Origin of the sequence: Pectobacterium versatile, assembly GCF_020166435.1 — a bacterium.
In the GTDB taxonomy this organism is placed as follows: Bacteria; Pseudomonadota; Gammaproteobacteria; order Enterobacterales; family Enterobacteriaceae; genus Pectobacterium; species Pectobacterium versatile.
In genome coordinates, this window is the sequence record NZ_JAINZP010000013.1 from 76,908 (window position 1) to 90,719 (window position 13,812).

The 13,812-nt window shown below is 53.6% G+C and carries 12 protein-coding genes; 8 read left to right on the forward strand and 4 right to left on the reverse strand.

The window, feature by feature from the left end:
- Window positions 1-49: 49 nt before the first annotated feature.
- Together K7X24_RS15190 and K7X24_RS15195 are read right to left on the reverse strand one after the other, a co-directional pair.
- Window positions 50-1,063 carry a LacI family DNA-binding transcriptional regulator gene (locus K7X24_RS15190; RefSeq protein ID WP_224555613.1) on the reverse strand — a complete coding sequence of 338 codons (1,014 nt, stop codon included), beginning with the start codon at window positions 1,061-1,063 and terminating at the stop codon, window positions 50-52.
- A gap of 133 nt (window positions 1,064-1,196) precedes the next feature.
- Window positions 1,197-1,541 (reverse strand): PTS lactose/cellobiose transporter subunit IIA, encoded by a 345-nt coding sequence (locus K7X24_RS15195; RefSeq protein ID WP_039488009.1) that lies wholly within the window; start codon window positions 1,539-1,541, stop codon window positions 1,197-1,199.
- Window positions 1,542-1,811: 270 nt separating this feature from the next.
- Between K7X24_RS15195 and K7X24_RS15200 the strand changes: the two genes are divergently transcribed.
- From K7X24_RS15200 to K7X24_RS15220, 5 genes are all read left to right on the forward strand, one after another.
- Window positions 1,812-3,149, forward strand: a complete 1,338-nt coding sequence (locus tag K7X24_RS15200) for a PTS sugar transporter subunit IIC (RefSeq protein ID WP_224555614.1) — start codon at window positions 1,812-1,814, stop codon at window positions 3,147-3,149.
- Between the two features lie 24 nt (window positions 3,150-3,173).
- A complete protein-coding gene (locus K7X24_RS15205; protein WP_224555616.1) occupies window positions 3,174-4,610 on the forward strand; it encodes a glycoside hydrolase family 1 protein in 1,437 nt (478 codons plus the stop codon).
- Window positions 4,611-4,639: 29 nt separating this feature from the next.
- Window positions 4,640-4,957, forward strand: coding sequence for a PTS sugar transporter subunit IIB (locus K7X24_RS15210; RefSeq protein WP_103861779.1), 318 nt, complete (start codon window positions 4,640-4,642; stop codon window positions 4,955-4,957).
- 134 nt (window positions 4,958-5,091) lie between these two features.
- Entirely contained in the window at window positions 5,092-5,859 is a 768-nt protein-coding gene (locus K7X24_RS15215; protein ID WP_224555618.1) for an FCD domain-containing protein, read from the forward strand.
- Between the two features lie 2 nt (window positions 5,860-5,861).
- Window positions 5,862-6,329, forward strand: a complete 468-nt coding sequence (locus K7X24_RS15220; RefSeq protein WP_224555620.1) for a GNAT family N-acetyltransferase — start codon at window positions 5,862-5,864, stop codon at window positions 6,327-6,329.
- Window positions 6,330-6,394: 65 nt separating this feature from the next.
- Here the strand turns inward: K7X24_RS15220 and K7X24_RS15225 are convergent, their stop codons facing one another.
- Window positions 6,395-8,050: a methyl-accepting chemotaxis protein gene (locus tag K7X24_RS15225; protein ID WP_224555622.1), complete on the reverse strand. Its 1,656-nt coding sequence runs from the start codon at window positions 8,048-8,050 to the stop codon at window positions 6,395-6,397.
- Window positions 8,051-8,597: 547 nt separating this feature from the next.
- Between K7X24_RS15225 and aas the strand changes: the two genes are divergently transcribed.
- The 3 genes from aas (at window position 8,598) to K7X24_RS15240 (ending at window position 12,592) form a co-directional block, all read left to right on the forward strand.
- Entirely contained in the window at window positions 8,598-10,769 is a 2,172-nt protein-coding gene (gene aas / locus K7X24_RS15230) for a bifunctional acyl-ACP--phospholipid O-acyltransferase/long-chain-fatty-acid--ACP ligase (protein ID WP_224555625.1), read from the forward strand.
- On the forward strand, window positions 10,766-11,995 hold the full coding sequence (gene lplT / locus K7X24_RS15235; protein ID WP_224555627.1) for a lysophospholipid transporter LplT: 1,230 nt from the start codon (window positions 10,766-10,768) through the stop codon (window positions 11,993-11,995). The genes aas and lplT overlap by 4 nt, the downstream gene beginning before the upstream one ends.
- Before the next feature lie 141 nt (window positions 11,996-12,136).
- Window positions 12,137-12,592 (forward strand): GNAT family N-acetyltransferase, encoded by a 456-nt coding sequence (locus K7X24_RS15240; protein WP_224555629.1) that lies wholly within the window; start codon window positions 12,137-12,139, stop codon window positions 12,590-12,592.
- A gap of 371 nt (window positions 12,593-12,963) precedes the next feature.
- On the opposite strand, the gene K7X24_RS15245 is transcribed toward K7X24_RS15240, so the two are convergent.
- On the reverse strand, window positions 12,964-13,812 hold an 849-nt coding region (locus K7X24_RS15245), incomplete at its 5' end, for an adhesion domain-containing protein (protein WP_224555630.1).

Below are 13,812 nucleotides of genomic sequence, written 5' to 3' on the forward strand. Positions count from 1 at the left end.
GGTGACCCCGTGCAGGCTGCTTACATGGGACGCAGTTTTACGGTGAGCTTTACTTAGCGTAGTACGGCCCTTTCTGTACCGACTCGCGGATTTTTAGCTCTCCGGTGAAGGGCTGTAGCGGGTTGACGTCTTTGCCCGCGATCAGATCCAGTACTTGCGTAATCGCGGTGGCGGCCATCTCTTCAATCGGCATGTAGACGGTGGAAAGTGAAGGGTGCAGATAGGTCGCGCAGGGCTCATCGTCAAAACCGAAGACGGAGACATCCTGCGGTAATTTTTTTCCCGCCTCGTACAGCGCTTTCATCGCGCCAATCGCCATGTGATCGTTGCTGACAAACAGCGCGCTAAAGCTGACGCCGCTGTCCAGCAACTGGCGTGCAGCCTGATAGCCGCTGGCGACCATGCTGGTGCCATATGCCACCCGACGTGGTTCAAGCGCGATCTGGTGGGTGGTTAATGCCTGCTGATAGCCCGCGAGCCGCGCCTGCGCCGTCGGCGTTTTCATCGGTGCGGTGATGCAGGCGATCTCTCGGTGGCCCTGTTCGATCAGGTAATTCACCACGTCAAACGCGGCCTGCTGCTGGCGGAAGAAAATACAGCGTTCCCGCGCCTGTGGCAGATCGCGATTCATCACGATCATCGGAATAGTCAGCGTGTCGAGCAGCGTCATGAGGTCCGATTCGGACATATAGCGGGTATAGAGGATAATGGCGTCGCATTGTCTGTCAGACAGAAGCTGCACCGCACGCTGCTCATCTTCCGGCGTATCGTGCCCGTCGGTGACGATCAGGTGTTTACCGTTGCTTTCCGCGATATCCGCCGCACGGCGCAACAGGCGGCCAAAGTAGGGGCCGTCAAAATTGGAAATAACGAGACCAATGCTGTTTGAAGTACGACGAGCCAGCGAACGCGCCAGAAAGTTAGGACGGTAGCCTAGCTCCTCCATTGCCTGAAATACGGCATCGCGTGTTGCCTGTTTGACCTGACCCGTGCCGTTTAGCACTCTGGAGACGGTCGCTTTAGACACGCCTGCACGTCTTGCCACCTCAAGCATGGTTTTCATCGCTGCACCTTAATTGAGTATGATGACGGGCTAAAAACGCCTATTCATCCCTGTTACGAACATCATATGGCATGTTACCACAGGCATATTGTTGGATTTAACGCCTGATGTTCGTTTCTCAATCAGATTTTTGTCAATTTTGTGATGCAGCCATTTCTCGGCGTAGCAAGACAATCTCTTCCGCCAAATCCCGGCAGAGCATGGCGGTCATCAGATGATCCTGCGCATGCACCATGATCAGGTTGACGGGCACCTTGCCTTCCCCTTCGTCCAGACCGATCAGCCGTGTTTGAACGCGGTGAGCCGCACGCGCCGCTTCTTGTGACGCCGCGAGCAGATCGTCAGCCTGTTGCCACTCCCGCTGACGCGCGGCCTGAATGGCCATCATGGCGTTTGAGCGCGCTTCACCCGCATTAATCAGCAGTTCCATCACGGTTTGTTCCATATCGAATGCAGGAATGTTTTCTGTGTCTTTCATCGTAGGTTTCCTTATCGCAGTCAGGAAAGCAGCCCAAGTTGGTTGAGAACTTATGTGGCTGAGAATTTATGGTATGCCAAAAATCACATTTTCATCATATTGGAATTCCAATATCGTCTTGTGAGAATCATGTCACAGAAAAATAATTCATTATGGTTGATTTTTGGTATGCCAAACGCGAAAGCGCGGTACCTGCATTTACCCTGCGCGTAACGGCCATCCCGCGTGTCACACGCGATATAACAATATGATGATGAAAGAGGTGGTGTTATGTCATTTAAGGACCAACTGATTGATTCATTGGGCTCATTTGCCAATAAATTTAACAGTCTGCGTTACATTATGGCGATTAAGGCATCCTTTATTACGCTGATGCCAGTCATTATCGTCGGGGCGTTTTCCGTTCTGATTTCCAACATGGTGATGGACCCGAAAAATGGTCTGGCCAGTTTTCCCCTATTTTCGTTTCTGGCTGAACTTAAACCGATTATGAGTGGCATTAACTACGCCACGCTCAGCTTTCTGACTATCGGTGCCGTCTTCCTGATTGGTATCGAGCTTGGGAAGATTAACGGTTCACGCGGGCTGTTTCCCGGCCTGCTTGCGGTGATCTGCTTTATTGCCGTCACGCCAACCACGATCGAAATGGCCGTCAACGGGCAGATGATGGTGGTGAAAGACGTGCTGGCTAAACAGTTCTCCGATACCAAAAGCCTGTTTCTGGGGATGTTCATCGCCATCCTGTCTGTCGAGATGTATACCAAGCTACAAAATATTGATCGGTTGCAGATTAAAATGCCGGACAGCGTGCCGCCCAACGTCGCCGCCTCTTTTTCTGCTCTGTTTCCCTCCATCATCACGGTGGTTGCGATTGCCACCTTTGGGTTTGTGTTTCACCGCGTGACGGGCATGTATCTATATGATGCCGTTTATAAAATCGTACAGCAGCCGCTGGAATCCGTAGTGCAAAGCCTACCCGGTTTACTGGTACTGATGTTTGTCGCTCAGCTGTTCTGGGTGATCGGGATTCACGGCAACCAGATGATTAAACCGATTCGTGAGCCGCTGCTGCTGGGGGCGATTGCCGTCAACATGACCGCGTTTGAACAGGGGCATGAGATACCGAACATTATCACTATGCCGTTCTGGGATGTGTACATGAGCATCGGCGGTTCCGGCTTGACCATTGGCCTGCTGCTGGCGGTGATGATTGCCTCCAAGCGCAAAGAGATGAAAGAGATCGCCAAAATTTCTTTCGGCCCCAGCGTGTTCAATATTAATGAGCCGGTAATTTTTGGTATGCCGATTATGCTCAACCCGATTCTGGCTATTCCCTTCATTATCACACCGTTAGTGACGGGCACGATTGGTTATTTCGCCACCAGTATGGGCTTTGCGGGCAAAGCCGTGGTGATGGTGCCGTGGACTACACCGCCGATCATTAACGCCTGGCTGTCGACGGCGGGATCGATGGGAGCCGTCGCTACACAGATCGTATGCATCATCGTCGCGATGCTGATCTATCTGCCGTTTGTCAAAGTGGCGTCCCGTCGTGCTGAACTGGCGCAGTTGGAAGCAGAAAAGCAGGCCGCAGCGGAAAAAGCCTGAAACGGACGAGAAGAGAGGTAACGCATGAGTAAGGTTGCACTGACTATTCCACCGGATTTTATTCTGGGCGCAGCGGCATCGGCATGGCAAACGGAAGGATGGAGCGGCAAGAAAGCCGGGCAGGATTCCTATCTGGATCTCTGGTACAAGCAGGATCGTCAGGTTTGGCATAACGGCTACGGCCCGGCGAAAGCGACGGATTTCTTTAATCGCTATCGGGAAGACGTGGCGCTGATGAAGCTGGCAGGGCTGACGCACTATCGTACGTCGATCAACTGGTCACGCTTTATGCTGGACTATGAGCAAGGCATCGTCGACGAAGAGTACGCGGCCTACATCGATAACCTGCTGGATGAAATGCACCGGCAGGGAATCGAACCGATGATCTGCCTTGAACATTACGAGCTGCCCGCTTGCCTGCTGGAGAAGTATCAGGGCTGGTCATCAAAGCAGGTGGTGGAGTGGTTTGTGCTGTACGCCGACGCGGTTTTTGCCCGCTATGCCGGGAAAGTGAAGCGCTGGTTTACCTTCAATGAGCCGATTGTGGTGCAGACGCGCGTTTATCTGGACGCGCTACGCTACCCTTATGAGCAGAACACGCACACCTGGATGCAGTGGAATCACCATAAGAATCTAGCGACGGCAAAAGTGGTGCAGCGGTTTCGGCAGCAGGGCTATCACCAGAATGGCGGCTCGATCGGCGTGATCCTCAATCCCGAAGTCACGTATCCGCGATCCCGTGCGGCGCACGATGTGAAAGCGGCGCACCTTTACGATCTGTTCTATAACCGGGTTTTCCTCGATCCGGCGTTAAAAGGGGAATATCCGGCGGAACTGATGGCATTACTGGCACAGCATCAGGTGAAGTGGGATTACACGGAAGAAGAGCTGGCGATCATTCGGGATAATACGGTCGATGAGGTGGGGATCAACCTGTATTACCCGCATCGGGTCAAAGCGCCCAGCCGCGAATGGAACAAGGAGACACCGTTCCACCCGGCCTATTACTACGAGCACTTTGAGCTGCCGGGGCGTCGGATGAACACCTCGCGTGGCTGGGAGATCAATCCCAAAATCATTTACGACATGGCGAAACGCATAGAGCGCGACTACGGCAATGCGCCGTGGTTTGTGGCGGAAAACGGTATCGGTATCGAGAACGAAGCGCGCTTTAAAGACGATGCGGGCGTGATTCAGGACGATTACCGCATCGCATTTATTGCCGAGCACCTTTACTGGACGCTGAAGGCGAAGGAAGAGGGGGCAAACTGCCGCGGCTACATGCTGTGGGCGTTTACCGACAACGTCTCGCCGATGAACGCGTTTAAAAACCGCTACGGATTGATCGAAATCGATCTGGAACAGGGTCGGCAACGGCGGCCGAAAAAATCCGCCGCCTGGTTTCGTCAGCTACACGACACGCGTCGGCTTGAATTGACGCTGGATGATGAAGAGAAATAGGTGCAGATAACCAAAATGAGGAACGGAATATGAAAAGAATCGTACTGGCCTGTTCAGCAGGAATGTCGACCTCACTGGTGGTCACCAAGATGGAGAAGGAAGCGGAAACACGGGGAATGGCGTTTAAGATCTACGCGATCCCAGAGCAAAATTTGCGGGATGAGTTGCAGGAGTTCGGCGGCGACATTATTGCGGTTTTGCTGGGGCCGCAGGTGCGCTTCAAACTTAACGAAAATAAAAAGCTGACGGACAGCTACCAGATTCCTATCGCGGTGATCGACCCCGTCGCCTACGGCACATTAAATGGCGCAAAAGTACTGGATCAGGCGCTGAGTTTGGTAAACTAATGCCCCACCGCAGCGTCAGTACGTGGCTGGAGAGGTGCCCGTCATCATTCAAGTTGCAGCTTGACGTATGACGGGCAAAATCAGAGCGGGCCTGACGCCCGCACTTAGGGCGACAGTGCATGTAGGGTGAAAGCGTGGCGAAGGATGTGGTTCTGCAAGAGAAGAAGCAATATCAGGAAATCGGCTGTGATTTGCGTCAGAAGATTCAGTCAGGGGATTACCCCGTCGGATCGCGCCTTCCTCCTGAACGAAATATTGCGGAAACCTATGGCGTTAGCCGGACGATAGTACGCGAAGCGCTACTGATGCTTGAACTGGAAGGCACAGTCGATATTCGTCAAGGCTCCGGGGTTTATGTCTTGCGTATTCCTGATGAAGACGACGCGGCAGACGGTGGCAAAAACCATATCGGCGCGTTTGAAATGCTACAGGCTCGCCAACTGCTGGAAAGCAATATTGCGGCGTTTGCGGCCCGCATGGCAACGCGTGCGGATATCGAAAACCTGCGTAAGACGCTGGAACAAGAGCAGGCCGCGATTGCCGGAAAAGATTACCGTGGCGATTTCGATCGCCTGTTCCATCTGCAAATTGCCGGTGCGACGCAAAACCAGATGCTGCTGGAAACGGTCAGCAATATCTGGGAATGTCGTGATGATAACGCGCTCTGGCAGCAGCTTTATACCCACGTCGGAACGCAGGGCTATCGTCTGAAATGGCTGGCGGATCATCAGACTATTCTGGCTGCGCTGCGGCGTCGCGATGTGTCCGGCTCTTATCAGGCCATGTGGCAGCACCTCGAAAACGTCAAAAATACGCTGATGGAAATTTCTGACGCTGATGCTCCGGAATTTGACGGCTATTTATTTGATTCTGTACCGATTTTTCAAGGAAAACTGGTGTAACGATGACAGACCTTACTAAGGTGAAGATTGTTTATCTGGCGGATCATCCTCAGCATCAAGAGCAGGTAATTGACTGGATATGGCAGGCGTTCGGTAGCCAGAACAGCCGTGAATTCTTTGCCAGCGTGGTGCGCAATAGCCTGAACCCGGCGGCACTACCACTGACGTTTATTGCGCTGGAGGGCGAGCGTCTAGTCGGGACGGTGGGGTTATGGCGCTGCGATTTAATCAGCCGACAGGATCTGACGCCCTGGCTGGCATCGCTGTACGTGGAAGAAAGCCAGCGTGACAAAGGGTTGGGCATCGCATTGCAACAGCACGTACTGGATTTCTGCCGCCGTCAGGGCTTTGACGATCTTTATCTGTTCGCCACGTTTAGCGGCTATTACGAAAAACACGGCTGGCGTTATATCGGCGACGGGCTGGACTACCCGGACAAAGCCGTGCGGCTGTATCACCAGTCGCTGTAGGCTGCCTCTTAGTCTGCATAGAAACATGACTAAGAGACAGCAGACGGGGAGAAGTATCGCGGGTATCAGAACGATGTCCAATCCCCGTCACCCGTTGAGGCACCACGCTTACTCGGTGCTGCCAGAGCAGGTTTAAGGGGTAACGATGGGGTCACCGTTAGCGTACGAGCAATCTGATGGCTGCTACTTAAGCGAAACTGGCTGACCGTTTCAGCCAACTGTGCGGCCTGCTGCTGTAGAGACTGCGTCGCGGCCGAGGCCTCGTTCACCAGCGATGCATTCTGCTGGGTCGTCACTTCCATCTGGTTCACCGCAACGTTCACCTGCTCAATGCCCATCGTCTGTTCATTGCTGGCGGAGCTGATTTCCCCGACTAAATCGCTGACCTGACGCACGCCGTTGACGATCTCTTGTATCGACGCGCCGGCTTGTACCACCAATCGGTTGCCCGCTTCCACGGTTTGGACGGAGCGATCGATCAACTCCTTGATCTCTCTTGCAGCGGAGGCGCTGCGCTGTGCCAGACTGCGTACTTCACCGGCGACTACGGCGAAACCGCGACCTTGCTCGCCCGCTCGCGCGGCTTCTACAGCAGCATTCAGTGCCAGAATGTTGGTCTGGAACGCAATGCTGTCGATGACGCCGATTATATCGACAATTTTTTTCGATGACGCGTCGATCGCCCCCATCGTTTCCACCACTTCAGTCACTAACTGCCCGCCCGACTGTGCTTGCTGTGTGGTCGATTGTGCCAACTGGTTGGCCTGACGCGCGTTATCGGCATTCTGCCTGACCGTCGAGCTTAACTGTTCAATCGATGCTGCGGTTTCCTGTAGCGCACTGGCCTGCTCTTCCGTGCGGCTGGAAAGGTCGATATTGCCTGCGGCGAGCTGTGAGGAAGCACCTGCGATAGATTCAGACCCTTGGCGAACTTCACCAACGATAGAACGCAGACGCACGGTCATATCTTGCAGAGCGTGCAGCAACTGGGCTGCTTCATCACGTCCTTCAGGCTGCACGTTATGCGTTAGATCGCCCGCCGCGACGGCCTGTGTCGCTCGGACGGCGTGCGCCAGAGGCTGCACAATACTGCGGGTGAGTACCCAAGCGATCAGGACGCCGATGATGGCGCTCAGCACGCCCGTGATAGCAAGGATGAGATCGCCACGGCTTGCGCCAGTGTTAATGTCTTGTCCCATTTGGTCGATGCTGGCGCGCTGGTGATCGCGCAGAGCTTCGACACTTGCCAGATAGCCATTGGAAGCGGGCACGAACTCGTTGTCGAAGAGTGTTCTGGCGCGATCGAAATTACCCGCACCTTTTTCCGCGATAATCTCATCGCGTTTTTTGATGTAGGCCTGACGATATTCGCCGACTTTGTCGAATAGGGCTTTTTCTTCGGCAGTGGAAATCAGGCTGGAAAATTGCGCCTGTAGCTTGCTATTTTCTTGAGTCGCACGGGTGTTTTCGGCGGCAAATAGCTCAACCAGCGAGTCGTCATTGCTGCGTGCAATCGCCACACCGCGTTGGATACCCGCGATGAGTGTGGCATGCCAGTCCGATACCAGCCGTTCTTTGCGGAGCGGCTCTTGCATCATCTGTTGTGTATTGCTAGCCAATTGATTAAGTTGATAAATGCCGCAGGTCAACATAACCAGAGAAAGAGCAACAAGTAGACCAAAGCCGCCAGATAACCGAGTCCCTATTTTGTAGTTCTTCATTGTGCGTTACACATCCTTTGTTGGGTTTTTATTAAATTTGCCATCTGTATCATGCAGATCTGATTATCTTACTCTATTTCCCGATGAATACGGCCTGTGATTGGTAAATGGCGTTGAAGGTGCCAAGGGGAAAATCGTGGCGTTGATCAGTGAGAGGGCGGCTGCCTTACATGATTCACCAGAATCTTACAGTTGGTTGCACTTATAGAATAACTCTTTCGATTCATCGCTGGTGAAGCGAAGCGGCGATCTTTAGAGTTACAAGTCCCAGAGGTATTGATTGGTGATATATCGATGTGCTCTGTACATTGAAACCATTTGATTACACCAACCTACGCGGATGCGTAGGTTTTTTTTTGCCTGAATTTCCCGCTTTCGTTATCTCCAGCCATTTTAATGCGATGTGAATGCTGTGCCGTCGGCAATCTTCGTGTTTAGCCGTGTACCCGTCGCTTGAAGTATGGTGCATATGTAGTATTTTGACGTACCGCTTGGTGGTTTTTGCGTTTCAGCAAGCTGCCCGTTTATCTGTCTATTGGGAGAAGGCATGATTCATACCCTGTTACGTTGGGTGTTCCAGCGTCTGTACCGCATCCGGATCGAGGGCGACAGCAGCCAGTTTCAGCAATCTAAATTGCTCATCACCCCCAATCACGTCTCGTTCCTTGATGGCGTTTTGCTGGCGTTATTCTTGCCGATAAAGCCCGTCTTTGCCGTGTACTCTTCCATTTCCGATCGCTGGTTTATGCGCTGGCTGAAGCCTTACATCGATTTCGTACCGTTAGATCCCACCAAGCCGCTGGCGATCAAAGGGCTGATCAAGGTGATCGAACGCGGCCAGCCCGTCGTGGTTTTCCCGGAAGGGCGCATCAGCGTCACCGGATCGCTGATGAAGATTTACAGCGGCGCGGCGTTTGTCGCGGCGAAATCCGGTGCAACGATCATCCCCGTGCGCATTGATGGCGCAGAATTGACGCCCTTTGGTCGTCTTGCGGGCGTATTTAAACGCCGCTGCCTCCCACAGATTACGATCACCTATTTGCCTCCGACCACATTGCCGATGCCGGAAGCCAGCAGTGCCAGAGAACGCCGCGCGCTGGCCGGTGAGCATTTGCACCAGATTATGATGAAGGCGCGGATGGATACGCGCCCGCAGCACACGCTGTATCAGGCCTTTCTGGCCGCGAGAACCCGTTACGGGCGGCACTCTCCCAGCATTGCAGATATCTCCTTCAACGAAGACAGCTATCAGGGTTTATTGAAAAAATCGTTGGGCGTGTCGCGCATTTTGCAGCGCTTCACCCGCGCCGATGAACATGTCGGCATGCTGTTGCCCAATGCGACCATCACCGCCGCATCCATCTTGGGCGCATCGCTGCGTAACCGCGTTCCTGCCATGCTGAACTACACCGCGGGTGCGAAAGGGCTACAAAGTGCAATGAAAGCGGCGGGGATCAAAACCATCGTCACGTCTCGCCAGTTTCTTGAAAAGGGCAAGCTGACGGATTTGCCGAAGCAGGTTAGCGAGGCCAACTGGGTCTATCTGGAAGATTTGAAAGACACCGTGACGCTGACGGATAAGCTGTGGATCCTGTTCCATCTGCTGTTTCCTGCCCGCGCGATACTGCCGCAGAAACCTGACGATGCGGCCATCGTGCTGTTTACCTCCGGTTCCGAGGGGAATCCGAAAGGCGTCGTGCATTCCCATGACAGCCTGCTGGCGAACGTTGAGCAGATTCGCACGGTGGCGGATTTCACGCCGCGCGACCGCTTTATGTCCGCGCTGCCGCTGTTCCATGCGTTTGGTCTGACGGTGGGGCTGTTAACGCCGCTGATGACGGGCGCTCGCGTGTTCCTCTATCCCAGCCCGCTGCACTATCGCATTGTGCCGGAGCTGGTTTATGACCAGAACTGCACCGTGCTGTTTGGGACGTCAACGTTCTTAGGCAACTACGCGCGTTTTGCCCATCCGTATGATTTTGCTCGTCTGCGCTATGTGGTTGCGGGGGCGGAAAAACTGTCTGAAATCACGCGTCAGGTTTGGCTGGACAAATTTGGTATCCGCATTTTGGAAGGATACGGCGTGACCGAGTGCGCGCCGGTGGTGGCGATCAACGTGCCGATGGCGACGAAAATCCATTCTGTCGGCAAGTTGTTGCCGGAAATCGAATCGCGTTTGATTACGGTGCCGGGCATCACGCGCGGTGGCCGTCTGCAACTGCGTGGGCCGAATATCATGAAAGGCTATCTGCGGGTGGAAAACCCCGGCGTGCTCGAAGCGCCTGCGGCAGAAAACGCACAGGGCGAGTTGCAGCAGGGCTGGTATGACACCGGCGATATTGTCGAACTGGACGAAAGAGGCTTCTGCACCATCATCGGCCGCGTGAAGCGCTTTGCCAAGCTGGCGGGGGAGATGGTGTCGCTGGAAAGTGTGGAACAGCTGGCGGTGAAGATATCGCCGGAAGCGCAGCATGCCGCGAGTGCGAAAAGCGACAGCAGCAAAGGCGAAGCGCTGGTGCTGTTTACGACGGACAACCAGATAACCCGTGACGCATTGCTTGCACAGGCACGCAGCAGCGGTGTACCGGAGTTGGCTGTGCCGCGCGATATTCGCTATGTGAAAGCCTTACCGTTACTCGGCAGCGGCAAGCCTGACTTTGTCACGCTGCGCCACATGGCCGAAGAGTCCATAACCAACGCGTCGGAGCACAATGCATGAGTCAACAGACTGAACCCGCGACGCCTTTGCTGTCGCGCAGTATGAGCGCGGTGATTATCGCGCAGTTCTTCTCCGCGTTTGGCGATAACGCGCTGCTGTTTGCCACGCTAGCGCTGATCAAACAGCTGGTGTATCCCGACTGGAGTCAGCCGTTTTTACAGATGGGCTTTGTCGCTGCCTACATCATTCTGGCACCGTTTGTCGGACAAATTGCGGATAGCTTCGCCAAAGGGCAGGTGATGATGTTCGCTAATACCTTGAAGCTGGCAGGCGCGTTGCTGATTTGCGTCGGTGGGAATCCGTTTCTGGGGTACACGCTGGTGGGGGTTGGCGCTGCTGCTTATTCACCGGCGAAATACGGCATTTTGGGTGAAATCACGCGCGGCGATCAGCTGGTCAAAGCCAACGGGCTGATGGAGGCCTCGACTATTGCAGCGATCTTGACCGGATCTGTGGCGGGTGGGGTGTTGGCGGACTGGAACATTTACGGGGCGCTGTCGGTTTGCGCAGTGGCGTACGGCGTGGCGCTGGGGGCGAATATGCTGATTCCTCGTCTCAACGCGGCACGACCGGGGCAGCCGTGGCATCCGGTGCAGATGGCGAGCAGCTTCTTTTCCGCCTGCCGGGTGCTGTGGCGCGATGGTGATGCCCGGCTCTCGCTGATTGGCACCAGTATGTTCTGGGGGGCGGGTGTGACGCTGCGCTTTCTGCTGGTGCTGTGGGTGCCGCATGCGCTCGGTATTACGGATAATGCAACGCCGACGCTGCTGAATGCCATGGTCGCCGTTGGGATCGTGCTGGGGGCCGGTGCTGCTGCCAGACTGGTTACGCTGGATAGCGTGCGACGCTGCCTGCCGGCGGGTTTCCTGATCGGCGTGGTGGTGGTGATTTTCACGCTTCAGTATAACCTCTTTAGTGCCTATTCCCTGCTGATTCTGCTGGGGGCGCTCGGTGGGTTCTTCATCGTTCCGCTGAATGCGCTGTTGCAGGAGCGTGGGAAAGCGAGTGTTGGCGCGGGTAATGCGATCGCCGTACAGAATTTGGGTGAGAACGGCGCTATGCTGCTAATGCTTGGGCTCTATTCTCTGGTGGTGAAACTGGGCGTGTCGGTTATCGCTATCGGGATTGGCTTTGGTGCATTGTTTGCTCTGGCAATTGCGCTGCTGTGGGCATGGTTGATTCTGGCTAAGCGCCGCGATCGTGTTATTGGCGCAGGTAAAAAATAAATACATGTCCTAAATGATTTGAGTTGTATGACAAAACGTAAGCGTTGCTCCTTTAAGGCGAGATTCAGAGATAAGCCGAGTATTGCCAACGCACAAACAGCTTGAAGTATGACAGGTATATTATAGGGGAAGGGTGGAAATATGAGTCTGACATGGCATGACTGGGATGTGGCAGATCTTAATGTGTATTCACTGCATGACATATTGGCGCTGCGCAGCCAGGTATTTGTGGTTGAGCAAACCTGCCCCTATTTAGATATTGATGGTCGTGATCTGGTGGAAGGCAATCGCCACATCACGGCGTATTGCAACGGTAAGCTGGCCGCTTATGCCCGGCTGCTCGCTCCTCATCCAAATAACAATGTGGTGACGATTGGACGGGTGATTGTTGCGCCTCACGCTCGGGGAAAGCATTTGGGACATCAGTTGATGGAACACGCGTTGATTGCCTGCGCGCGCCACTGGCCGCAAAAGCATCTTTTCTTGTCTGCGCAGGCTCATCTGCAAGCGTTCTACGGCGTGTTTGGCTTTGTGGCAACCGGCGAGGAATATGACGAAGACGGCATTCAGCATATTGATATGCTGTCGGCGTTCTGATGTACGGATTTCAAGCCAACTATAGGGCTAATAAGCGTTAACTGGCTGAGCGATATAAAAAATCCGTAATCCCTGACAGATTACGGATTTTTTGTGTCACCCCTTAATCGCTAAATCACGCCTTAATTAAGTGGTATTGACCATGCTGAGAGAGACTGATTATTTCACCGAATATCGGTAGATCATAAAACTCTATGCCTGCCTCTTTTTCTGGGAATTCGTCAGCCCTAAAGGGCCGACGTAAGCGGCGTTCAAGCTTGGCTCTGGGTAGCTTGCCATACCTGAAAGCTCCTGGAGATTAATGTTTACATTTGGTTGATATAAAAAAGCAGCGCATTTGCGCTGCTTTTTTGTGGCGTAGTATCGTGTTATCAGCCTTTACAGCCTACGTACAGGTAGGATACCGTATCGCCCCCTATTGTATTTACCTCGCCATTACTGAGGCTAACATTGTTATGCCCATCATCAGTGCCACTTCCCATCGTGCTGCTACGGTATTTATTATCCACTGGCCAGCCTAGGTTTACACCGACAGGGTCGTTTGCCTGATAAAGTGCGACCAAACTTGCAGAGCTTGGTAGTGCGCAATATCCGATTGCCTCCCAGTAGTTCATGAGTGCCCACTCTTCATTCGCCAATTCACTGGAATAATCAGCTGAAGGATATTCGGCAACCAATACTGGTCTGCGTATCGTTTCGCCATTTGCCACTATGTTATCAGGCATATGTCCCCACATATTTGCCTTGTCAGTGTCAGGACTGGTGATAACGGTGAATGTGGCTTCTACTGAGTCACTATCACCCTTGTCTGTTATGGCTTTAAGTTGGGTTTTAACACCCTTACCATCCGGTTCCGTCAAGGTTACCGTCAGTTCACCATTAGCATCGGTTTGACCGTTGTAAGCGCTAACTGGAGTGCCATTAATTAGCACGTTGGAAGCCCAGTTCCCATTTTGCCGATTTGTTGCGGAGATGACGGAAAAACTGACAGGTATGGGCTGAGGAAAGATAACCCCATTAGATTGTGTGACTTTTAATGTAACGCTTATTGATTCCCCTACTTTAACTTTTGTCTGATCCTGATTGATCGTAATACTAGGGTCCATGCTAAAGGTGACGGTGGCGCTTTTACCGGTATCGGCAGCGTTGTTTTCTACTCTGGCGGTGACGGTGATATCGCCAACGACCGCGCTGGTGAGCGTGACGGTAGCCAGCCCGTT